Below are 20,777 nucleotides of genomic sequence, written 5' to 3' on the forward strand. Positions count from 1 at the left end.
TCGCCCGCGCGGATGCCCACGCTCGGGATGCGAGATCCGGCCCGGCCCGGGGACGGTGGAGCATGGAGGTGAGCCGCCGACCACCTGGGGTTCGCCTGCCACAATGGGAGTAGTAGCCGCCTCAGGAATCTCGAGCACCATCATGTCATCGACCACCCGGCCGACCCCGCCGGACCCTAAGGACTTCATCGGCTTCGACCGTCTCCTCGATCCTGAGGAACGCCTTCTCAAAGACACGGTTCGCCGGTGGGTGGGCGACCGGGTGCTCCCGTCGATCGGCGACTGGTTCGAAGAGGGGATCCTGCCCAGGGAGTTGGCGATCGAGCTGGGCGGGCTGGGCCTGCTCGGCATGCACCTGGACGGCTACGGGTGCCCGGGCGCCTCCGCGGTGGAATACGGCCTGACCTGCCTCGAGCTGGAGGCGGGCGACTCGGGACTCCGCAGCATGGTGTCGGTCCAGGGTTCCCTGGCCATGTTCCCCATCCGTGAATACGGGTCCGAGGAGCAGCGCCAAGAGTGGTTGCCGCGGATGGCTACGGGCGAGGTGCTGGGTTGTTTCGGCCTCACCGAACCCGATTCCGGCTCCGACCCCGGCTCGATGCGCACCACCGCCCGCCGCGACGGTCCGGACTGGATCGTCAACGGCACCAAGACCTGGATCTCGAACGGGTCGGTGGCGGACGTGGCCGTCATCTGGGCGCGGTCAGGCGATGGGGTGCGGGGGTTCATCGTCCCCACCGATACTTCGGGATTCGCAGCTCGCGACATCCCGCGCAAGCTCTCCCTCAGGGCCTCCCATACCTCCGAGCTGACCCTCGATGATGTGCGACTCCCCCGGGAAGCGGCACTGCCCGGCGTGTCCTCGCTGCGAGGCCCGCTGTCCTGCCTGACCGAAGCCCGGTACGGCATCATCTGGGGGGTGATGGGCGCCGCCCGTTCCTGCTACGAGGCGGCCCTCGACTATGCCACCACCCGCCGGCAGTTCGGCCGGCCGATCGGCGGCTTCCAACTGATCCAGCGCAAGCTGGTGGAGATGATGGTCTCCGTCAACCGGGGACTGCTGCTCTCTCTGCACATCGGCCGCATGAAGGATCAGGGCCAAGCCGGCCCCGAGCACGTGTCGCTGGGCAAGTTCGACAACGTCCGCATGGCGCTGGATGTCGCCCGGACCGCCCGCTCCGTGCTGGGAGCGAACGGCATCACCCTCGACTATCCGGTCATGCGCCACATGAACAATCTTGAATCGGTGATCACCTACGAGGGCACCAACGAGATCCATACCCTGATCCTCGGCCAATCCCTCACCGGATTACAGGCCTTCCAGTAGCAGGCCGCGGCTACCTCCGATGACCATCCTCATCGGCCTCCTCTCCCCGCTGTCCATCGGGCTGGCCGATCACATCGGAACCAACGTGAGCCGTCGCGGTCGCCTCCTGGCCGCCGTGCTCTCCATCTACGTGTTCACCCTGCTGTCGACCCTGATCCTGGCGATCTGGCGCGGCGGAAGCCCCACCGCCTTCGACATGGTGCTCGGCAGCTGCTCAGGGGTGTCCTCCGGAATCGGCCTCATCCAGCTCTACCGCGGCTACACCACCCGGGGCACCGGGATAGTGGCGCCGGTGGCCGCGGTCACGGGAGCGGTCGTCCCGATCGGGGTCGACGCCATCGTGTCGGGCCTTCCTTCGATGGTGGTGGGCTCGGGACTGGTGGTGGGGCTGATCGGCGTCTGGCTGATCGGAGCGAAGGACACCGGAGCGGGACGGGACCTCATCGCTATCAGGCACGGCCTGCTGTCCGGCTTCATGTTCGGCGTCACCTCCACATTGCTGGGCCTGACCGGCGATGACGCCGGTATCTGGCCGGTGGTGCCGGGGAGGGTGGTCGCGGTGGCATTCGTCCTGGCACTGATACTGATCCGGAGGGAGGAGGTGCGGCCCCACCGGGGAGCCATCCCGCGAACGGTCATGGTCGGCATGTTGGGCGGGATCGGGCTCGGGGCCTTCACGCTGGCCGCCCAGGTCAACCTGGCCGTTGCCGGTCTGTTCTTCCAGATGTCCTTCGGTGTCACGGTCCTGTTCCAGGTCATCTTCTCCGGAGAGCGCACGACCCGCATCCAGCAGGTCGGATTCGCGGTAGCAACAGTGGCCCTGGCGTTGATCATCCTGGGTTAGTGGCGCTGCCCGCGCCTGCCGGACGTAGGCTCGCTCCGGTTCGAGAAAGCTGTAACCCCGGCCGTTTGCCGAAGCAGGGACGGTTCAGGAACACGCCAGCCGGTCCACCCATCACGAGTGTGGCCTTCCTACCTTCGTTGCCGCGACACACGTCACTGCCGACTCCAAACCACCCCGCCATTCCACAGACAGACGCGAAAGTGGTCTGTCTGCGAAACAACCAGGCGTGGTCTGGCGGTCATCGGTGTCCCGTCGCTGCGTTCCGCTTCCTCAACGTACCGCTACGGGTACGCCCTCGTCAGCGGGCCTTGCGAGAAACACCGCTGCCGACGCCACACCACACCGCCATTCCACAGACAGACCACAGCGGCCTGCCTTGTCCCGGCGGTTGCCAAAGTAAACTGCAGGAGGCCCGGGGGGTGTAGCTCAGTCGGCAGAGCACCTGGTTTGCAACCAGGAGGTCGTCGGTTCGAATCCGATCACCTCCACCGATCATCCGCCATACGAGAGAGGCACAGGCCATGCAACGGGCAGTTGTCGTAGACGCAGTCAGAACACCCACGGGTAAGCGGAACGGCCGGCTGCAGGGCTACCACGCAGTCGATCTGGCCGCCATCCCCTTGCAAGCCCTGGTGGAGCGCAACCAACTCGACCCGGCCCTCGTCGATGACGTGATCATGGGTTGCGTGACGCAGACCGGTGAGCAGAGCTTCAACGTGGGTCGGAACGCGGCGCTGGCGGCAGGCTTCCCCGAGGATGTGGTGGGCACGACCATCGATCGCCAGTGCGGCTCGGCGCAGCAGGCCTCCCACTTCGCCGCCCAAGGAGTGATGGCCGGCGCCTACGACGTGGCGATCGCGGCCGGCGTGGAGTCGATGAGCCGGGTGCCTATGGGCATCACCGCCCAGCAGGGACCGGGGCGGCCGTTCGGACCCCGCATGGTGGAACGCTATGCCAACAGCCTCGTGCCCCAGGGGATCTCGGCGGAGCTAATCGCCGAGAAGTGGGGTCTGTCGCGAGAGCACCTCGACCGGATCGCTCACCACTCCCACATGCGGGCCGCCCGGGCCACCGACGAGGGCCGGTTCGCTGCCGAGATAGTCCCGGTCGAGGCGCGGATGAACGGCGCCGCGGATACGATCACCACCGATGAGGGCATCCGTCCCGGCACCACGCCGGAGATACTGGCGGGGCTTCCGCCGGTCTTCAAGGCGGACGGTGTGGTCACCGCCGGCAACTCCTCCCAGATCTCGGACGGCGCGGCTGCCGTGCTGATCATGTCGGAACAGAAGGCCGACGAACTGGGGCTGGAGCCCAAGGCCTACTTCCTGCAATTCGCCCTGGCCGGCGTGGATCCGGTCAGCATGCTCACCGGGCCGGTCCCTGCTACCGCTCGGGCTCTGGAAAGGGCCGGACTGAGCATCGACGACATCGACCTGTTCGAGGTGAACGAAGCATTTGCCTCCGTGGTCGGGATCTGGCTGGCCGAGAACGGCGGGTCCGATCCTGATGCCCTCTGGGAACGGACCAACGTGAACGGCGGAGCGATCGCCACGGGGCATCCCCTGGGCGGTACCGGCGCCAAGCTCACCGCCACCCTGGTGCACGAGATGGAGCGCCGGCGGGCTCGCTACGGACTCCAGACCATGTGCGAGGGCGGCGGCATGGCCAACGCCATGATCCTCGAGCGGGCCGCGTAGGCAGCGCCGGAAGAGACGAGGTGGACCGGCCCGCCGTATGACGCTGCTCAACATAATCATCGCCGTGGCGATCGGCACCGCCATCTGGACCGCTTCGATGGCCGTGATCAGGGCAGTGGCCAACCCCCCACCGGCTGTCGATCCCGATGATGTCGTCGAGACCCTCCGGCGCTTCCGGTGCAGCCTCTGCGGTACCGAGGTGACGATGACGGCCACCAATACCACCGCATCGAACCCGCCCCGTCATTGCCGCGAGGAGATGGACGAGGTCCCGGTCACCTGACCCGCGGAATCGGAGGTCGATCAGGCCTTGCCCGGGGTCTACCGCCTGGTTAATCCCTGTGATTACCGTGGTCGAGAGCGACACCGGGCTCGGCAGTTATCCACAGGCGTGGATAACTCGGTGGAGAACTACAAGTCTGTAACTAGCCCCATGCGCCAGCGGGATGGCGCGGCGCGGCGAGGAAAGCGGGGAAGATCGGAGCGACCCGGGCTTCAGTGATAGTTGGTTGTCATGAGGAAGCCGCCGCCCATCGAGGCAAGCCCGACCAGCAACAACCACGAAGGCGTGTCGAGCACGTAGCGGGTCACCACAAGCAGAACCCCGAGAGCCATAAGGCCGAACATCACGGCCACATAGAGCTTCGATGACTCCTTGGCCTTCTTCCCCCGGCTCGCGCTCTTGGGCGGAGTCGGACGACTCACCCTCTTGGATTTACGACGCCCCTTGGATTCCGGCATGCGGACCAGGCTACCACCTGCCCGTTCCAGGCCGCACGCGCCGGGTTTCGCGGCGGGAGTTCCTTGCGACCGGTTTCGGTAGGCTTGGCGGGCTATGCGGGTGCTGGTACTGGACAATTACGACAGCTTCACCTTCAATCTGGTCCAGTACCTGGGTGAACTCGGCGCCGAACCGACCGTGATCCGCAATGACGAGATGGATGCACCCGCCGCCGCCCGGTTCGAACCGGAACGGCTGGTCATCTCACCGGGACCCGGACGGCCCGAGAACGCCGGCTACACCGAGTCGTACATCGAGTACTTCGCCGGGCATGTGCCCATCCTGGGCGTATGCCTCGGCCATGAGGCCATCGTCACCACGTTCGGCGGCGCCATCGACCTCGCCCCCCGGATCATGCACGGCAAGACATCCTCGGTCCGTCACGACGGCAAAGGCGTCTTCTCCGGTCTGACCAATCCCTTCGTCGCCACGCGGTACCACTCGCTGGCGGCCAGCGCATTGCCCGACGTACTCGAGCCGTGCGCCTGGAGCGAGGACGACGTCATCCAGGGGGTCAGGCACCGGGAGCTTCCCGTCCACGGCGTGCAGTTCCACCCCGAGAGCGTGCTCACCGACGAGGGGATGGCCCTCCTCGACAACTTTCTGAACGACCGGGCCTGAGGCCGTCCCGACTACCGGGCTGGGACGCTCTCAGTGATTGTGTTCGTCGTGGTGGAGGTCGATCGGATCCGATTCCAGATGGATGGATCGTTCGTGGGCGTGGTGCCGATCCGTCTCGTCGTGATGTGGATCGTCGAGGAACAGATGGGTGCCGTCCACGTTCATCAGCCCCATGCCGTAGGCGGCCGTCAGCTGCGATGCCGTCAGAACCTCGCCGGGTGGACCGGCGGTGACCACGCGCCCCGCCAAGAGGACCACGTAGTGGGCATCCCATGCCTCGGCCAGGTCATGGGTGGTGACGATGACTGTGCATCCGTGAGCGTTCTCGGAGCGGATGGTGTCCCGAACCGCTTGGATGGAGACCACATCGAGGCCGGTGGCCGGTTCGTCCAGCAACAGGATGTCATGGTCCTGCGCCAGCCCTTGGGCCAGCAGGACCCGGTGGCGTTCCCCGCCCGAGAGTCGGGAGAGGTGCCGCATGGCAAGGTGGGTGATGTTGGTCCTCTCCATCGCCTCGTCGACCATCCTGCGATCCTCCCTGTTGAAAAGGCGCAGCGGCCGTCGGCCTGCATAGCGGCCCATGCTTACCACCTCGCGGACGGTGACGGGTAAGGACGGATTGACCTTGGTCTCCTGGAGGACGTAGGAGGTGCGGTAGGTCCGGCCGTTCCTGGATCCCACCGTGACGCTGCCCGACACCGGTTGGACCAAGCCGGCAATGGCGTTGAGCAGGGTCGACTTGCCTGCGCCGTTGGGCCCGATCAACGCAGTGATCGATCCGGCCGGAATATCCACGCTCGATTGCTTCACAACCGTCTTGGTGCCGTAGCGGAACACCGCGTTCCGGACCGTCACAGCCGGCCCGCTGGTTTCCATCGCCTCCCGAACCGGTGCCTCGCCTGATGCCATCGGCCTCCCCTATTCCTCGTCCGATTCCGGACTTTCACTCCCCGCGTCCACCACCGGCGCGGAGTAGTCACCGAGCACCACCAGCACGGTGTCGCCGCGCTCGAACTCCTCGCCCGGGCCCGGAGCCTGGCGGGCGATCCTCCCCCCCAACTCGGGGGTGTCAACCGTGGCCCTCGAGTTGGCAACCTCCAGGACGAGGCCCAATCCGGCCAGTATCGCCTCCGCCTCCTCGGGGGTGGCGCCGGTGAGGTCGGGAACCTCCACCAGATCCGGTCCCGTGGACTCGTACAGGGTGATCATCTCGCCCACCGGCAGTTCCGTTCCTCCCGGCGGGTCGGTCCGGATCACCACACCCACCTCATGGCTCGGGCTGGGCTCCTGGATGACCTGTACCTGCATCCCCGCCTCCCCGAGCAGGACGATCGCGTCAGCTACCGCTTGGCCGGCCAGTTCCTCGAGCACGAATATCCGGGGACCCTCGGAGACCACCAGTTGGACACTCCATCCGGGGTTCACGTCCGCTCCCGGAGTGGGGTCCTGGCCGGCAACCACCCCGGCCGGCACCTCGTTGTTGCGGGCCAGAGTGGTGGACACCTCCAGACCGAGCCCCTCGAGCATCCCCTCCGCCCGATCGCGGCTCAGTCCGATCACCCGGGGCATTTCGATGGGCTCCGGACCGGCCGAGATCACCAGTTCGACGACCGTCCCGACCGGTGCCCGGGCTTCACCCTCCGGATTCTGGCTGATCACCAGACCCACCCCGATCGTGTCGTGACGGGCGGTGCGCACCGTGTAGGTAAACCCTTGACCCTCGAGTTGCCCGATGGCGCGCTCTCTGGTCGAGCCGACCACGGTGGGAATGTGCAGTTGGGCAGGTCCGTCGGAGACGACCATGTTGACGGGTGATTCCTCCTCGGCCACCGTTCCCGCCGCCGGCTCTGTCCGGATCACCGAGTTCTCCGGCGCCTCGCTCGGCTCCCTGGTCGGCGTGACCAGGAATCCCGCCTCCTGGAGCACGATGAGCGCCTCATCCTCGGATTGGCCTGTCACGTCCGGAACCGCAATGGTCACCACCGGCTGGGTGGTGGGAGGCGGAGGATCGTTCGAAAGGCTGTTGAGCAGGAGGTATGCCCCCAGTACCACGCCGGCGGCAAGGAGGACGGCTGTGAGGATGAAGGGAAGCTGCGACGGCTGGCGCGGCCGCCCCTGCATACGGCGGTAGGCATCGTCGGCGCGAGGCGGGCGAGGCGGCAGGTCCTGGGCGGGGCCGGCGCGGCCGGGAGACGGCACGGAGGCCTGGCTGACCGGCGAAGGGCGGCCCTGGAGCAGAACCAGCAGGTCATGGTGGATGTCGGCGGCCGTCTCGTAGCGTCGATCAGGGTCCTTCTCGAGAGCGCGCATCACCACGTTCTCGAGCTCCAGCGACACGTCGGTATTCAGCCTGCTCGGTGGGATCACCTCAGCGGTGACGTGCTGGTACGCCACCGACACCGCACTCTCCCCCCTGAAGGGGGGACGGCCCACCAGCATCTCGTAGAGCACCACCCCAAGGCTGTAGATGTCCGACCGCTCGTCGGCAGGGTCGCCACTGGCCTGTTCGGGACTGAAGTATGTGGCGGTGCCTATTACCGATCCCGCCTTGGTCAGGCCTTCGGAGGCGCTACGGGCCCGAGCCACGCCGAAGTCGGTTACCTTCACGCTGCCGTCCGTCGTCAGCAGGACGTTGCCGGGCTTGATGTCGCGGTGGATGACATCGCTCCGGTGAGCGGCGTCGAGCGCCTTGGCGATTTCGGCTGCTATCTCGGTTGCCCGGCGCGGCAGGAGCCTGCCCTCGGCCTGGATGATGTCGCGGAGGGACCGCCCCGTAACAAGCTCCATGACCATGAAATAGGTGCCGTCTTCCTCGCCCCAGTCGTAGACCGACACGATGTTGGGATGGCTCAGGTTGGCGACCGCCCTGGCCTCCTTACGGAAGCGGGCTACGAAGGTATCCGTCTCGGCGTAGCGGTCGTGCAATATCTTGACGGCCACCCTGCGGTCGAGGAGACGATCCCGAGCCTCGAACACATCCGACATGCCGCCGCGCGCGATCTGCGCGGTCAACTCGTAACGACCCAGGGAGTTCGGTGCAACCATTCAGAAACGTACCGTTAACCCCGCACCAAGGGGCCCGGATGGTGGCCGACCACTTTCATGCCAGGTAGTTTGCCACGGGCGAGGCCCTTAGCGTTTGTTTGTCGACTCGGCGGTCTGTCCTGAGAAGCGGCCAGTGGCCGGTTGCCAGTTGCCAGTGAGAGGCCGGGGGGTAATCAAGTCCTGTCAGTACCTCAATCCCGTTGGGTTGCACGTCTCATTCCAGGGTTACACCATCCACTGACCACCGACCACCTGGGGCTATTCGTCTGAGCTGGTGATGATATGGATCCAGGCCGCCAGCACCGCTCGGCCGATGGAAGCCGCCGCGGCTCTGCCCGGCCCGATCTCGCCGGGACCGCCGGGATAGACGACTACCGCCACCACGATGGTGGGGCGGGCGGCGGGCCAGACCCCGAAGAACCACGCAGCCGGCTCCCCCGCGTCGAGCTCGGCAACTCCCGAGTTGCCGGCGGGCTCCCCCGGGCGGTCCCGCGCGCCGCGGACCACCAGTGGCCGGCTCTCTCCATATAGTGACAGGGCGGCCTCGTGGCCAAAGGTGTCGGTCATGGGTTCCGGGTCCGTTTGCGAGACCTGATCGGAGTCGGCGTCGAACACGCGAGCGGTTACGTACGGGCGCATCATCAGCCCGTCCTGCCCGGCGGCCGCCACCCGCGTGGCAATGCCGAGAGCGGAGCGCGGGTCCATCTCGTCGAGCGTGATCGTTCCCTCGGCGGTCAGCAGTTCCGGCAACGACCCCCCGACGGCGCGATTGACGAGGGGGCCGTCAGGACTCTCCGTCAGCGCGTCCCACACGACCGCGGCATTCGTCCCGACCAGGGCATTGGGATTGAAGGTCGGTGAGTTGGCCATCGCCAGTACCTGACCGGTGGCAGGATCGAGGGCGACCACCGAGCCCCGCCGATCGCTCAGAGCTCGGGCGGCGGTTGCCTGAAGCTCGTGGTTCAGCGTCAGCTGGATCGAACGCGGACGCAGGTCCTCACCGAGCAGCGCGTTGAGGATCCCCGAGGTGGTCAGGTCGCGGCGCGACCGGAGAAGCGAGGCATGAGCGGCTTCCACGCCGCGGTCGCCGAACAGCGCCGACGAGAAGCCGACCACATGGGCATAGACCGACCCGTAAAGGTACTCGCGCCGGAACGCGCCGGAATCGAGAGGATCGGGCACCGACCTGGCCAGCACCACCGCGTCCGCGGAGAGGATCTCGCCGCGTTCCTGGCCCGATCTGGTCAACTCCACCCGCGGGTTCCGGGGATTCTGGCGAAGCCGGTCGGCCGCGATGGCCTGCCAGTAGGTGAGGTCTACCACGAGTACCAGGAAAATCATGCCGAGGACCAGGACTACGCGGCGGATCGGCCCGTTCATACCCGCTCCTCATGACTCACGCGGGCCAGAACGGCGAGGATGACGAAACCGGCCATCGTCAACGACAGCCCGTACGACAGGAAGGGAATCGGCATGGCGGTGCCGGGCAGGAGCCCGACCACTCCGGCCACGGACACCGCCGTCTGGCCACCGAGGAGGAGCGATATCCCGCCTGCGAGGAGTTTGTGGAACACCTGTCTGGCCCGCAAGGCGATACCGAAGCCGATCACCACCATCAGGGCGTAAGCGGCCAGCACCACCACGGTCCCGGCGAGGCCCAACTCCTCGCCTACGGCTGCGAACACCAGGCCGGTGGTCGACTCCGGGATCAGACCGGGATCGCCAAGACCGGGGCCGGTCCCCGAAAGGCTCCCCGCCCCTAGTCCGTACAGGCCCTCGGCGAGCCGGTTGCCGGGGCCCTCCGGTTGGTTCCATGGATCCGTCCACACCGTTATCCGGGTCTGGAGACCCCCCGATAACCAGGGGCCCGCAACCAGCCAGAGGAGCCCCGCACCAAGACCACCGACCAGGTAGGCAGCCCGGTCGGTCGCCATGTAGGCCATCACGCAGAACATCCCCAGCACGATCATGGACGTTCCGGAGTCCCGAATGGCAACACCGATCAGGACGAGCCCCAGCAGGACGAGCGATGGCCAGACCGTCGTGACCCGGGCCGGGTGAAGCGAGGCGGTATACCGGCCGCCGGCGGAGAAGAAAGCCTGCCGTTCGGAAAGGAGGGTGGCGAACAGGGCCACAGTCACCAACTTGACGATCTCGCCCGGGTTGAGGACCACCGCCGGACCCGACTCCCAGGCCACCCAGATAAGGTCACTCCCCGAACCCAGAGACGGGATCGCCACCAGTCCGGCCGCGAGGGTCACGAGAGGCCACCAACCGCCGCCCCGATGACCGAGACCCTTCTCGGAGACCGCGTACAGCCATAGGGCGGACATGGTGGCGCTCAGCAACAGCCACCAGCTATGGAGGCTCGCCAGATCCTCGTCCAGGCGATAGATGGTGACTAACCCCACCGCTGCGAGTATGGAAGCGGTGGGAATCAGGAGGGGGGTGGCGTCCGGCGCCCACGCTCGCAACGCCACGATGAGCAGCCCGAACGCCACGGCCAGCACCAGGAAGGCCGCCAGCGCCGGCATGGCCCGGACCTCCTCCCGAGCCAGGTTGACGAGCAGGACTCCGAAGGCGGCCAGGCCACCTGACCCGCAGACGAATACGAATTCCGCCCGCCTGCTCATCGAATCGGACGGTCCGGACACCCGCACCATGGCCGAGGGACCATCGGGACCGGACAGGGTGATCCGTTCAATCCCCGCTCGCTTCGTCCTCTGCGATCGCCACCACGATCACGGACACGTTGTCCAACCCTCCCGACCGGTTGGCGGCTTCGATCAGCGCCCACACAACATCCGACGGCGCCCCACTCTCCAGGATTTCGGCAATTCGATCGTCCCTGACCATCGACGTAAGGCCGTCGGAGCACAACAGCAGGCGATCCCCCACCGAGACCTTCAGCCGAACTCCGTCCACCACCAGACCATGACCGAATCCCAGCGCCTTCGTGAGGACAGACCGCTCGGGATGGTGGCGGGCCTGCTCCGTGGTCAGCCGTCCGGCATCGACCTCCGCCTGAACGAAGGTGTGGTCGATCGTGACCTGCCTGAAGCGTCCGGCATGCCACCAGTAGGCCCGGCTATCCCCGACATGCGCCAGGGTGACCTCACCGCCCGGACGAAGTTCCGCGAGCGTGAGGGTGGTGCCCATTCCTACCAGCCGGGGTTGTTCGAGGACCTCGCGCAGGATTGCATCGTTGGCCGCCCGCGCCCGCTCCTCGGGCGTCCCGGCGGTCTCGGCCGCCGCCTTGATTGCCAGGCGGCTGGCCACTTCTCCGCCGCGATGGCCCCCCAGCCCGTCCGCCACCGCCACCAGCAGCGAGCCGGACGTCCGACCGTCATGCTCCGGATGGATCGAGTCCTCGTTCTTGGGACGCCTGCGTCCGGTGTGGCTTCCGGAGGCCCAGACGAACCTCACCTCACCTCCAGTACGGTCTTGCCGATCTGGATGGAGTCACCCCGGCTCAGGACCACGACCGCAGTCACCCGCTTCCCGTTCACGTAGGTCCCGCTGGTGCTGCCCAGGTCCGCCAGGGTGAGCGACTCGCCGTCGGGTTCAAGCCGGGCATGGAGATCCGACGCGTACGCGTCGTCGATGTGTATGTCCGCCTCGCCGCCGCTGCCCAGCACGATCGGTTGACGGACATCGAATTCCAGCCCATTCTGGGCATCACTCCTGACCACGGCCAACCCCGTGCCGGGACCGCCCAGGACCCTCCAGGGCTTGGCGCCGACATGCTCGGCCACCGCCGTGGCCACCCTCCAGACCAGCAGGTAGACGAGGGCCACGAAGATGAACTTCAGAGCTACCAGGATCGCGGCGGGCATTCAGGGCACCATCCTCAGGCGGTCCCGGGCCGAGGCGAAGGACACCCGCGCCATCCGTACCTCAGCATCCTCAAGGTCGCGCGCCGGTGCCACACCGGCCAGTCTACGGCACCGGATGGCCGCGCCCACCCACGGGTAGCGCCGCGCCTCCTGCTGGAAATGCGAGCGCTCCGCGCGTGCATACATACGGAGCCGGGTTGTGGATCGGGGGCTGGTTGGGCACAATCGCGAGCAGCGAGCAGGGAGTGAAGAGAGTGCCCGCAGGAACCCGACCGGTAGTGGTGATCGCCGAGGTGCTGGCAGCGAGTTGCGCGGAGTACCTGCGGGACACCTGCGAGGTGGTGGAAGCCGCCGGGGAGCCCAGGTCCCGCCTGTTGGACCTGCTCTCCGATGCCGAGGGGCTGGTGGTCCGCAGCGGCACCACGGTCGACCGGGAACTCATGGAGGCCGCGCCCCGGCTGCGGGTGGTGGGCCGGGCCGGCGTAGGTGTGGACAACATCGACCTCGACGAGGCCACTCGCCGCGGCATCCTGGTGGCCAACGCCCCGCTGGCCAACAGCGTCTCGGCCGCCGAGCATGCGTTCGGGCTGATGCTCGCCCAGGCCCGTAACATCGCCCGGGCCGATGCCACCATCCGGGCCGGGAGGTGGGATCGGGCTGCCTTCCGCGGGGTGGAGCTCGACGGCAAGACGCTGGGCCTGGTGGGTATGGGCAGGATCGGAACTTTGGTGGCCGGGCGGGCTCTGGCGTTCGGGATGAGCGTGCTGGCCTACGACCCCTACATCACCGCCGACCAGGCCAGGCAGGCAGGCGCGGAACTCAGGGACCTCGACTCGCTGCTGGCGGAGTCGGACTTCATCTCCCTCCACCTCCCGAGGACCCCGGAGACCGAGAACCTCCTCGACGCGGTCGCCTTCGGCAAGGTCAAGCCGGGAGTGAGGATCGTCAACGCCTCCCGGGGAGGGATCATCGACGAAGAGGCTCTGGCGGAGGCGATCCGCTCGGGACGGGTGGCCGGCGCCGCGCTGGACGTCTTCGCAACCGAGCCCCTGGTCGGCGGGCCGCTGGTCGAACTTCCCCAGGTGGTGCTCACCCCCCACCTGGGAGCGTCCACTGCGGAGGCCCAGGACAAGGCCGGTCTGCATGTCGCCGAATCGGTGGCAGCCGGGTTGATGGGCGAGCCGGTTCCTGCCGCCGTCAACCGGGTCTGATCGCCTCCACCCCTCCGGGCTGTATTCTTATGCAGCAATGGTGTATAGTCATGCATTCATGGCACTGAAAGTCGCGATAATGGGCGCATCCGGGTACGCCGGGGGAGAGCTGGTCCGGCTGGTTGACGATCATCCGGATCTGGAGATCGCCTACCTGGGAGCGCACAGCCGGGCCGGGTCTCAGCTGGGCGACGTCCATCCGCACCTGGGCGGCGGTCACCGCCGGTTGGAGGCGATCCGCTCCGACCTGCCGCACCGCGTTGATATCGCCTTCCTCGCCCTGCCGCACGGCTCGTCATGGGAACCCGCCCATCTCCTGGCCGAGGCCGGGGTGGCGGTGTTCGATCTGGGAAGCGACTACCGGATGGACACACCAGAACGGTACGAGGCCGCCTACGGGAGCCCTCACCCCCTTCCCGGCGAACTGCCCGCCTGGCCGTACGGGCTGCCCGAGCTGTTCGGCGACGCCCTCCCCGGAGCCCGCCGGGTGGCTGTCCCCGGCTGCTACCCGACCTCCGCACTGCTGGGCCTGGCGCCACTCATGTCCGCCGGTCTGATCTCGGGTCCGATCGTGGTCGACTCGATGTCGGGCGTGACCGGCGCAGGCCGCGGAATGCGGGCTGACCTCCACTACGGGGCCGTGGACGAGAGCGTCCGAGCCTACGGCGTCACCACCCACCGCCACCGTCCCGAGATCGAGATGGGGCTGGAGGCCGCCACCGGTATCCGCTCGCCTGTCCAGTTCACCCCCCACCTGGTGCCCATGCAGCGCGGCATCCTCTCCACCTGTTCCGCCACGCTCACCGGAGCGGGCGCGATCGACCCGGTCCTCCGGGAGGCTTACGACCGGGCGGCCTTCGTGGACGTCATCGACGTGCCTCCCCAGACCCGATGGGTGGTGGGCTCCAACCGCGCCCTGATACACGCTGCCGAGGACGGTCCCACCGGACGGGCGATCATCACCGTTGCGATCGACAACCTCGGGAAGGGCGCCGCCGGCCAGGCCGTCCAGTGCGCCAACCTCGCGTTGGGACTCCCCGAGGCAGGCGGGCTGACGGCGGTGGGGTGGCTGCCGTGACGACCGGCCACACCGCACCCACGCCGCACCGGTCGCGCATCGCCTCCGCCATGGCCAAGGCCAGGGTTCTCACCGAGGCCATGCCGTACATCCGGGCATTCGCCGGCAAGACCGTGGTGATCAAGTACGGCGGTTCGGCGATGGTCGATGATGATCTGCGGTCGAGCTTCGCCCGAGACATCGCCCTGCTGGGACTGCTCGGCCTCCGGCCGGTGGTGGTTCACGGCGGTGGCCCCCACATCTCGCGCGCCATGGCTCGGGCCGGCATCGAGCCTCGCTGGGTGCACGGTCTGCGGGTCACCGACGAGGCCACGCTCGGCGTCGTCACGGCAACACTCGGCTTCGAGATCAACCCCGGCATCGTGCAGCTACTCGAGGATCATGGCGCCGCCGCCAGCGGGTTCCGGGACCTCGGCAGCGGCCTGCTGGACGCTCGCCGGCTTGATCCCGACCTGGGCTTCGTGGGCGAGATCGTTAGCGTGAACACCGGACTGATCGACGACCTGCTCGACCGGGGCGTGGTACCGGTGGTCGCTCCCCTGGCGCGCGGCGCGAACGGGACCCACTACAACATCAACGCCGACACCGCGGCCGGCGCGCTGGCCGCGGCGCTGGAGGCCCGGAAGCTCATCTACCTCACCGATGTAGAGGGGCTGTACCGTGACTTCGATGACGAGGACAGCTTGATCGATGCCATCTTCGTGGCCGAACTACGGCAACTGTTGGGAAGCGGTAGTGTCTCGGCGGGGATGCTCCCCAAGCTGGAATCCTGCATCAAGGCGTTGGAGCGGGGCGTTCCCCAAGCCCACATACTCGACGGCCGGATCCAGCACGCCGTGCTCTTGGAAGTCTTCACCCCGGAAGGAATCGGAACGATGATCACACGAGACGAACAATGGTGAACAAAGCCCCGACCATCCCCGAGCGCGAGGCCGCCTCGATCATCCAGACCTACGGCCGTGCCCCGGTGACCTTCGTGCGCGGCGACGGTTGCCGCCTCTACGACGAGGAAGGCAACGACTACCTGGACTGCCTGGCCGGCATCGCGGTCGCGTCGGTAGGCCATGCCAACGCCGCGGTCGCCGCTGCGGTCTCCCGGCAGATGACCAGGCTGGTCCACGTCTCCAACCTGTACTACATGGTTCCGCAGGTCGAGCTGGCCGAACGCCTCAAGGCCCTTTCGGGACTGGACCGCGTGTTCTTCGCCAACTGCGGCGCCACCGCCAACGAGACCGCCATCAAGCTCGCCCGGCGCTGGGGCCAGAAGGCCCGGGGCGCCGACTGCTACGAGATAGTCTCGTTGCTCGACTCCTTCCACGGCCGGACGCTCGCGGCTCTGGCTGCCACCGGTCAACCCAAGAAGCAGGAAGTCTTCCAGCCCCTTCCCCCGGGTTTCATCCAGGTACCGGCCAACGACATCGACGCCATGGCCGGGGCGGTCGGGCCGCAGACCGCGGCCGTGATGATCGAGACCACTCAGGGCGAGGGCGGCGTCCTTCCGCTGGACGTGGAGTACCTTCAGGCCCTGCGCGAGCTCTGCGACGAGCGCGACGTCCTGCTGATCCTCGACGACGTGCAGGCCGGCATCGGGCGTACCGGGTCGTGGTTCTCCTGGCATGACCTCGGTATCGAGCCTGATATCGCCACCCTCGCCAAAGCGCTGGCCAACGGACTGCCGATCGGAGCGTGCCTCTCCACGGAGCGCGCGGCGGTGTTCGACTACGGGGATCATGGCACCACCTTCGGCGGTGGTCCCGTCGTCACCACAGCCGCCCTGGCCGTGCTCGACGAGATCGAGCGACGGGACCTGCTCGCCAACTGCCGGGAGCGCGGCCGCCAGCTCGTCTCCCGCCTGGAGGCGGTGCCCGGAGTGACCGCCGTCCGCGGTCGCGGGCTGATGCTCGGCGCGGTGCTCGACTCTCCCCGGGCAGCCGAGGTGAACCAGGCGGCCCTGTCCAACGGGCTGCTGGTCAACAACGTGACCGCGGACACCGTGCGCTTCACCCCTCCGCTGGTCATCACCGAGGACGAGATCGACGAAGCGGTCACGAAGTTCGAAGCCTCGCTCGGTTAGGCCTCCCGGAAGCGGTCCACAATCCCCGGACAATCCATCTTCGGCTTCTACCATTCTGCCGCAGCCAAGGGGGAGAAGAGAGTGATGAGAATCCGGCCAGTCGACGCCCGTACGATGTCCAGGCTGGTGGCGGTCCCGCTGCTGCTCGTGCTCCTGGTGGCACCGGCCTGCACGACCGGGGACGAGGTTGAGCCCCATCTCGGCGACGGATCGCTGGGCCTCATCGAGGTGCTCAACGGCCGGCAGATACAGATCCGGGCCTTCTACACCAACGGGGGGGATCTGTCCCTGTTCGGCAACTCGGCGGAGATGGCCATCGTGTTCGCCGTCGAGGATTACGGTCCCATCAAGGGCCGCGGGGTCAACCTCGGTGCTGCGCTCGACGACACGTGCACAGCCGAAGGTGGTCTCGCCGGAGCCCAGGTCATCGTCGCCCAGGGCGACGTGGCCGGGGTCATCGGGACCAACTGCTCGATAGCGGCGGCCGAGGCGTCACCGCTCCTTACCAGAGCCGGGATGGTGCTCGTCTCCCCCGGCAACACCGCGCCGTCGCTCACGTCCGACCTGGCCGGCAACGAGGGGGCCAGCCACTTCCCGGGCTACTACCGGACGGCCCACAACGACCTCATCCAGGGCGAGTCCGTGGCTCATTTCCTCTACCGACAAGGCGTGACTACTGCGGCGGCGGTTCACGATGGCGGCCCCTACACGTTGGGCCTGGCGACCGCCTTTTCCGACGCGTTCGCAGAGCACGGCGGCACGATCACCGGTATCTGGGAGGTGGATCGCGAGGACGAGGATCTGGTCCCGGTCCTCACCGAGATCGCCGCCGGCGAGCCGGAGGCCCTGTTCTTCCCGATCTTCTGGCCGACGGGCGGTCACCTGGTGGAACAGGCCGCGGAGATACCAGGGTTCTCAGACATGGTGTTCGCCACCGCGGACGGATTGCTCAACGACAGTTTCCTGAGCCTGCCCCAGAGCGAGGGCACCTACGTCTCCGGTCCCGATTCCCGCTTCGGGGATAACACCAACCAGACCACCGGCCAGAGCGCCCCCCGCCTCCGGGCCCGGTACGAGGAGACGGCGGAAGGGTCGCCGACCGGTACGTACTGGGGCCACGCCTACGACGCCACGGTCCTGCTCCTAGATGCGATCAGCGCGGCCTCCTACGTGAGGTCGGATGATGGGGCCCTCGTGATCGACCGGGCCGGAATACGCGAGTACCTCGACAACCTGTCCGGATTCCAAGGTGTCACCGGGATTCTGAGTTGCGACGAGTTCGGAGACTGCGGCGCTTCCCGGGTCGTGATCCACGAGCATCTCGACTCCACCGACATCGAAGCCACCCGCCAGAGCGTGATCTACGAGGTCGGTCCCGACGACGGGTAGTCACGCTCCTCCCTAACCGAGCACTGAACCGGCGGCACCGCTCTCCAAACTGCCAACAAGCTTCCTGGACAGTACATCAAGCGGGTTGGTGGCTGGTCTCCATTCGTTTGCGTCGAGACACCGTGGCTTCCCTCACCACGGGGCCGGCCCACCGATAGCTGGCCCGTTAGGTCGCCACAGCCAGCCGTGGAATATAGCCACGATCTTGCCTCCGATGCCCGCCGGGGTGTCGGGCCGCACCCGCATCCTGGCATCGAGTTCTAAACGCCCCGCCACCGAAGGCGCTGCCAGCCTGGCTCCAGAAAGGCCCCACACACCGCGGGTCCGCATCGGGAACAACCACCCTTTACCTTGTTGAGTAGCTCTGATGTGTGAATATCGGGGCTGGTTGCTCGCCGCGGCGGGCAGGGCTTTGTCCCCCTGTCAGAGAGATGGCCTGGGGGGTGTTGCCACCCGCCGTGGTTGGGTGCCTGCGACCTCTTACAGGGACATGCACCGACAGGGGGCTGGTTCGTAAAGTGGTTGAGGCGTTGGTGCCCTCGAGTAGCTGCCGAAGGAGTTTGCGACTAGAGAGGACCAACTGAATGGGTGAGAGGCCTACGCCGGCTCCCGGAGTGTTCGTCGGTATAGACATCGCCAAGGGCAACCATTACGCCTGTGCGGTGTCGGCCAGCGGTGAGGCGCTGTTCGCCCGAGCGGTTCCCAACGACGAATCAGCGATCCGGCGGATGATCGACGACGCTGGGGACCACGGCCGCCCGGCGTTGGTGGTTGATATGACCTCGTCGGCGGCTGTGCTGGCGCTCACCGTCGCCGCAGAGATGACGATTCCGGTGGCCTATGTCACCGGCCTGGCGATGCGCCGAGCTGCCGACCTCTACGCAGGTGCGGCCAAGACCGACCCCAAGGACGCCCAGGTGCTGGCCGACTACGCCTGGCGTAACGCGGATCGTCTGAGTTGGACGACTGTCACCGATGAGCTGTTGGCCCGTCTGCGGATCCTCAACGGTCGGGACACAGACCTGGCCTCCGACGCGACAAGAACCGTAAACCGCCTGAGAGACGCCCTATTAGCCGTGTCCCCGGCTCTGGAGCGTGCCGTGGGAGAAAGGCTGATGTCGACACCTGGTCTCAGAGCCGCGCTGGTGAAATACCCCACCCCCGCAGCGCTGCGAACGGCCGGCAAAGCCCGGGTGCGGTCGCTGATATCCAAGCGATCCAAGCGCGCCGCCAACACACTCACCGACCAGATCTGGGCTGCGCTCAGCTCCCAGACCGTCACGGTGCCAGCCGAGGCAACCTGGGGCGAGACAATCGGCGACTTGGCCGCCGACCTGGACCGGATCATCGACCGCCGACAACGCCTCGAAGCTGACATCGAGCAGGCGTTCTTGGAGCATCCGCTGGGAAAAGTCCTTAACAGCATGTGCGGGTTCGGGCCCAGAACCGGAGCTCGAACCCTGGCTGAGATCGGCGACCCGCACCGGTTCGCCAACCCCGGCCGGCTAGCCGCCTACGCCGGGCTAGCCCCCGTGGACCGACAATCAGGCCGCAGCCACCGAACAGGGCGATCACGAGGCGGAAACCACCGACTCAAGAACGCCATGTTCATCGCCGCGTTCGTTGCTACCCGACACGACCCCGACGCCCGCGCCTACTACCTACGCAAACGCGCCCAGGGCAAAGACCACAACGCCGCTGTCATCTGCGTCGCCCGCCGACGCTGCAACATCATCCTGGCCATGCTCAAGACCCAAACGCCCTACCAACCCCGCCAACCCGAGAAACTGCCCGAAGCGGCTTGACAACAAGACAGGGACACCCCCCCCGCCGCCCACAGCGCACAAGCGGTACTCTCGGTGGGAGGTGGTACCCCCGTATTCCGGAGTCGGGATACTTGAATTGGTGGTGTGCTGACCCGTAGAGGAGTGGTCTGAGGCCGTATCGATATCTACCCGAGTTCCGTCGCAAGGTCCTAAACTTGTTGGCCGCTGGCAGGTCGGTGGCGTCGCTGTCAGCGGCTCTTGGTGTCCGATGCAGACGATCTACAGCTGGCGGCGCCAGGACGGGATTCGACCGGGGCACCGAACGAGCTTGGCATCGTCGGAGAAGGAAGAACTGCGAGCCGCTCGTCGGCTGATCACCGAACTGGAGACAGAGCTGGCTGTGACCAGACGGGCCAACGAGCTGCTGGGAGCCCCGGTGATGTCCGCAGGGGACGGTACGAAACGATCCAGACGATGAGGGGCGAGGGCTCCCTACTCGGGTGGCTTGCCGGGTGCTTGGGGTGTCGGAGTCTGGGTTCTACGAGTAGAGGACCCGGACACCGTCAGCCCACTCTATCCGCCATGCGTGGTTGACGGATCCAATTTACCAGATTCACCAGCAGTCCCCCATTCATCCAAGTGAGCTAACTCCAAGAGCCCGGTCACCATCATTTGGAAATCCTAGGTATTGGTGGTTTGGGGCCATAACCTGCGTTCCGGGTAAGTGAAGGGTTCCTGAGAGATGCCTTGGGCTCTGTTTGTGGCTGTAGGGGCTGTGTGGACGATTTTCGTCATACCGATTTGGCGGGCTGATCGGGAAAGTCGCAGCCTCGCCGCTGGCGGACTGGAATCCGGTTTCTCACGGCCATCGAACTATGAAACCGCACCAGCCCCCACTGTGGGACGGGGCCCGGCCCGCCACGGTTACGGAGGAAACGGGCTTTCCCACCGAGATCTGGTACTGGCTCGCCGGCGCGATGTGGTGTTGACACTCGGAGCCGGTGTCGTAGCGACCCTCGCGGGCTGGTTCGTGCTCAACAACCCGTGGATGATCCTGATACACCTAGTCGTCGACACGGTGTTTGTTTGGTACATGACAATGCTG

At 66.8% G+C, this 20,777-nt stretch carries 19 protein-coding genes and 1 tRNA gene; 12 read left to right on the top strand and 8 right to left on the bottom strand.

Annotation, left to right across the window (positions count from 1 at the left end):
* The first annotated feature begins 142 nt into the window (after positions 1–142).
* From ACOQPD_RS07215 to ACOQPD_RS07235, 5 genes are all read left to right on the top strand, one after another.
* Positions 143–1,327, top strand: coding sequence for an acyl-CoA dehydrogenase family protein (locus ACOQPD_RS07215; RefSeq protein WP_420614364.1), 1,185 nt, complete (start codon positions 143–145; stop codon positions 1,325–1,327).
* A 19-nt stretch (positions 1,328–1,346) separates the two neighbouring features.
* Positions 1,347–2,171 (top strand): hypothetical protein, encoded by an 825-nt coding sequence (locus tag ACOQPD_RS07220; protein ID WP_420614214.1) that lies wholly within the window; start codon positions 1,347–1,349, stop codon positions 2,169–2,171.
* Positions 2,172–2,586: 415 nt separating this feature from the next.
* A tRNA-Ala gene (locus ACOQPD_RS07225) sits at positions 2,587–2,659 on the top strand.
* A 33-nt stretch (positions 2,660–2,692) separates the two neighbouring features.
* Positions 2,693–3,871 carry a thiolase family protein gene (locus tag ACOQPD_RS07230; protein ID WP_420614215.1) on the top strand — a complete coding sequence of 393 codons (1,179 nt, stop codon included), beginning with the start codon at positions 2,693–2,695 and terminating at the stop codon, positions 3,869–3,871.
* Positions 3,872–3,908: 37 nt separating this feature from the next.
* Positions 3,909–4,154 (top strand): hypothetical protein, encoded by a 246-nt coding sequence (locus tag ACOQPD_RS07235; protein ID WP_420614216.1) that lies wholly within the window; start codon positions 3,909–3,911, stop codon positions 4,152–4,154.
* A 212-nt stretch (positions 4,155–4,366) separates the two neighbouring features.
* Here ACOQPD_RS07235 and ACOQPD_RS07240 read toward each other — a convergent pair whose 3' ends face one another.
* The gene (locus tag ACOQPD_RS07240) at positions 4,367–4,612 is read right to left on the bottom strand and encodes a cell division protein CrgA (protein ID WP_420614217.1); all 246 of its coding nucleotides are present in this window, start codon (positions 4,610–4,612) and stop codon (positions 4,367–4,369) included.
* Between the two features lie 94 nt (positions 4,613–4,706).
* Here ACOQPD_RS07240 and ACOQPD_RS07245 point away from each other — a divergent pair, with 94 nt between their 5' ends.
* Complete coding sequence (locus ACOQPD_RS07245; RefSeq protein ID WP_420614218.1) at positions 4,707–5,273, top strand: anthranilate synthase component II; 567 nt, start codon at positions 4,707–4,709, stop codon at positions 5,271–5,273.
* A gap of 30 nt (positions 5,274–5,303) precedes the next feature.
* On the opposite strand, the gene ACOQPD_RS07250 is transcribed toward ACOQPD_RS07245, so the two are convergent.
* The 7 genes from ACOQPD_RS07250 to ACOQPD_RS07280 all read right to left on the bottom strand — a co-directional run bounded on the left by ACOQPD_RS07250 (position 5,304) and on the right by ACOQPD_RS07280 (position 12,340).
* The gene (locus ACOQPD_RS07250) at positions 5,304–6,182 is read right to left on the bottom strand and encodes a metal ABC transporter ATP-binding protein (RefSeq protein WP_420614219.1); all 879 of its coding nucleotides are present in this window, start codon (positions 6,180–6,182) and stop codon (positions 5,304–5,306) included.
* A 9-nt stretch (positions 6,183–6,191) separates the two neighbouring features.
* On the bottom strand, positions 6,192–8,318 hold the full coding sequence (gene pknB, locus ACOQPD_RS07255) for a Stk1 family PASTA domain-containing Ser/Thr kinase (protein ID WP_420614220.1): 2,127 nt from the start codon (positions 8,316–8,318) through the stop codon (positions 6,192–6,194).
* Between the two features lie 258 nt (positions 8,319–8,576).
* The gene (locus tag ACOQPD_RS07260) at positions 8,577–9,698 is read right to left on the bottom strand and encodes a penicillin-binding transpeptidase domain-containing protein (RefSeq protein ID WP_420614221.1); all 1,122 of its coding nucleotides are present in this window, start codon (positions 9,696–9,698) and stop codon (positions 8,577–8,579) included.
* Positions 9,695–10,951 carry an FtsW/RodA/SpoVE family cell cycle protein gene (locus ACOQPD_RS07265; RefSeq protein ID WP_420614222.1) on the bottom strand — a complete coding sequence of 419 codons (1,257 nt, stop codon included), beginning with the start codon at positions 10,949–10,951 and terminating at the stop codon, positions 9,695–9,697. The genes ACOQPD_RS07260 and ACOQPD_RS07265 overlap by 4 nt, the downstream gene beginning before the upstream one ends.
* A gap of 67 nt (positions 10,952–11,018) precedes the next feature.
* Positions 11,019–11,744: a PP2C family protein-serine/threonine phosphatase gene (locus tag ACOQPD_RS07270; protein ID WP_420614223.1), complete on the bottom strand. Its 726-nt coding sequence runs from the start codon at positions 11,742–11,744 to the stop codon at positions 11,019–11,021.
* The gene (locus tag ACOQPD_RS07275) at positions 11,741–12,154 is read right to left on the bottom strand and encodes an FHA domain-containing protein (protein WP_420614224.1); all 414 of its coding nucleotides are present in this window, start codon (positions 12,152–12,154) and stop codon (positions 11,741–11,743) included. Before ACOQPD_RS07275 ends, ACOQPD_RS07270 begins: the two co-directional genes overlap by 4 nt.
* Positions 12,155–12,340, bottom strand: a complete 186-nt coding sequence (locus ACOQPD_RS07280) for a hypothetical protein (RefSeq protein WP_420614225.1) — start codon at positions 12,338–12,340, stop codon at positions 12,155–12,157.
* A gap of 68 nt (positions 12,341–12,408) precedes the next feature.
* Here ACOQPD_RS07280 and ACOQPD_RS07285 point away from each other — a divergent pair, with 68 nt between their 5' ends.
* The 6 genes from ACOQPD_RS07285 to ACOQPD_RS07310 all read left to right on the top strand — a co-directional run bounded on the left by ACOQPD_RS07285 (position 12,409) and on the right by ACOQPD_RS07310 (position 19,711).
* Positions 12,409–13,365, top strand: coding sequence for a hydroxyacid dehydrogenase (locus ACOQPD_RS07285; protein ID WP_420614226.1), 957 nt, complete (start codon positions 12,409–12,411; stop codon positions 13,363–13,365).
* 58 nt (positions 13,366–13,423) lie between these two features.
* Positions 13,424–14,443 (top strand): N-acetyl-gamma-glutamyl-phosphate reductase, encoded by a 1,020-nt coding sequence (argC, locus tag ACOQPD_RS07290; protein WP_420614227.1) that lies wholly within the window; start codon positions 13,424–13,426, stop codon positions 14,441–14,443.
* Positions 14,440–15,345, top strand: coding sequence for an acetylglutamate kinase (gene argB, locus ACOQPD_RS07295; protein ID WP_420614228.1), 906 nt, complete (start codon positions 14,440–14,442; stop codon positions 15,343–15,345). The genes argC and argB overlap by 4 nt, the downstream gene beginning before the upstream one ends.
* The gene (locus ACOQPD_RS07300) at positions 15,339–16,517 is read left to right on the top strand and encodes an acetylornithine transaminase (protein WP_420614229.1); all 1,179 of its coding nucleotides are present in this window, start codon (positions 15,339–15,341) and stop codon (positions 16,515–16,517) included. Before argB ends, ACOQPD_RS07300 begins: the two co-directional genes overlap by 7 nt.
* Positions 16,518–16,601: 84 nt before the next feature.
* Positions 16,602–17,906, top strand: a complete 1,305-nt coding sequence (locus ACOQPD_RS07305; protein WP_420614230.1) for a branched-chain amino acid ABC transporter substrate-binding protein — start codon at positions 16,602–16,604, stop codon at positions 17,904–17,906.
* Positions 17,907–18,490: 584 nt separating this feature from the next.
* Positions 18,491–19,711, top strand: a complete 1,221-nt coding sequence (locus ACOQPD_RS07310; RefSeq protein ID WP_420612962.1) for an IS110 family transposase — start codon at positions 18,491–18,493, stop codon at positions 19,709–19,711.
* Positions 19,712–20,777: the final 1,066 nt, after the last annotated feature.

Origin of the sequence: Candidatus Spongiisocius sp. (assembly GCF_965221825.1) — a bacterium.
GTDB lineage: Bacteria > Actinomycetota > Acidimicrobiia > Spongiisociales > Spongiisociaceae > Spongiisocius.

Coding starts and splice junctions, on each gene's coding strand:
- ACOQPD_RS07250 (WP_420614219.1), bottom strand. CDS start 6,182: ATGGCATCAGGCGAGGCACCGGTTCGGGAGGCGATGGAAACCAGCGGG.
- ACOQPD_RS07305 (WP_420614230.1), top strand. CDS start 16,602: ATGAGAATCCGGCCAGTCGACGCCCGTACGATGTCCAGGCTGGTGGCG.
- ACOQPD_RS07275 (WP_420614224.1), bottom strand. CDS start 12,154: ATGCCCGCCGCGATCCTGGTAGCTCTGAAGTTCATCTTCGTGGCCCTC.
- ACOQPD_RS07220 (WP_420614214.1), top strand. CDS start 1,347: ATGACCATCCTCATCGGCCTCCTCTCCCCGCTGTCCATCGGGCTGGCC.
- ACOQPD_RS07240 (WP_420614217.1), bottom strand. CDS start 4,612: ATGCCGGAATCCAAGGGGCGTCGTAAATCCAAGAGGGTGAGTCGTCCG.
- ACOQPD_RS07235 (WP_420614216.1), top strand. CDS start 3,909: ATGACGCTGCTCAACATAATCATCGCCGTGGCGATCGGCACCGCCATC.
- ACOQPD_RS07280 (WP_420614225.1), bottom strand. CDS start 12,340: ATGTATGCACGCGCGGAGCGCTCGCATTTCCAGCAGGAGGCGCGGCGC.
- ACOQPD_RS07260 (WP_420614221.1), bottom strand. CDS start 9,698: ATGAACGGGCCGATCCGCCGCGTAGTCCTGGTCCTCGGCATGATTTTC.
- argC (WP_420614227.1), top strand. CDS start 13,424: ATGGCACTGAAAGTCGCGATAATGGGCGCATCCGGGTACGCCGGGGGA.
- ACOQPD_RS07215 (WP_420614364.1), top strand. CDS start 143: ATGTCATCGACCACCCGGCCGACCCCGCCGGACCCTAAGGACTTCATC.
- pknB (WP_420614220.1), bottom strand. CDS start 8,318: ATGGTTGCACCGAACTCCCTGGGTCGTTACGAGTTGACCGCGCAGATC.
- ACOQPD_RS07265 (WP_420614222.1), bottom strand. CDS start 10,951: ATGAGCAGGCGGGCGGAATTCGTATTCGTCTGCGGGTCAGGTGGCCTG.
- ACOQPD_RS07300 (WP_420614229.1), top strand. CDS start 15,339: ATGGTGAACAAAGCCCCGACCATCCCCGAGCGCGAGGCCGCCTCGATC.
- ACOQPD_RS07230 (WP_420614215.1), top strand. CDS start 2,693: ATGCAACGGGCAGTTGTCGTAGACGCAGTCAGAACACCCACGGGTAAG.
- ACOQPD_RS07245 (WP_420614218.1), top strand. CDS start 4,707: ATGCGGGTGCTGGTACTGGACAATTACGACAGCTTCACCTTCAATCTG.
- ACOQPD_RS07310 (WP_420612962.1), top strand. CDS start 18,491: ATGGGTGAGAGGCCTACGCCGGCTCCCGGAGTGTTCGTCGGTATAGAC.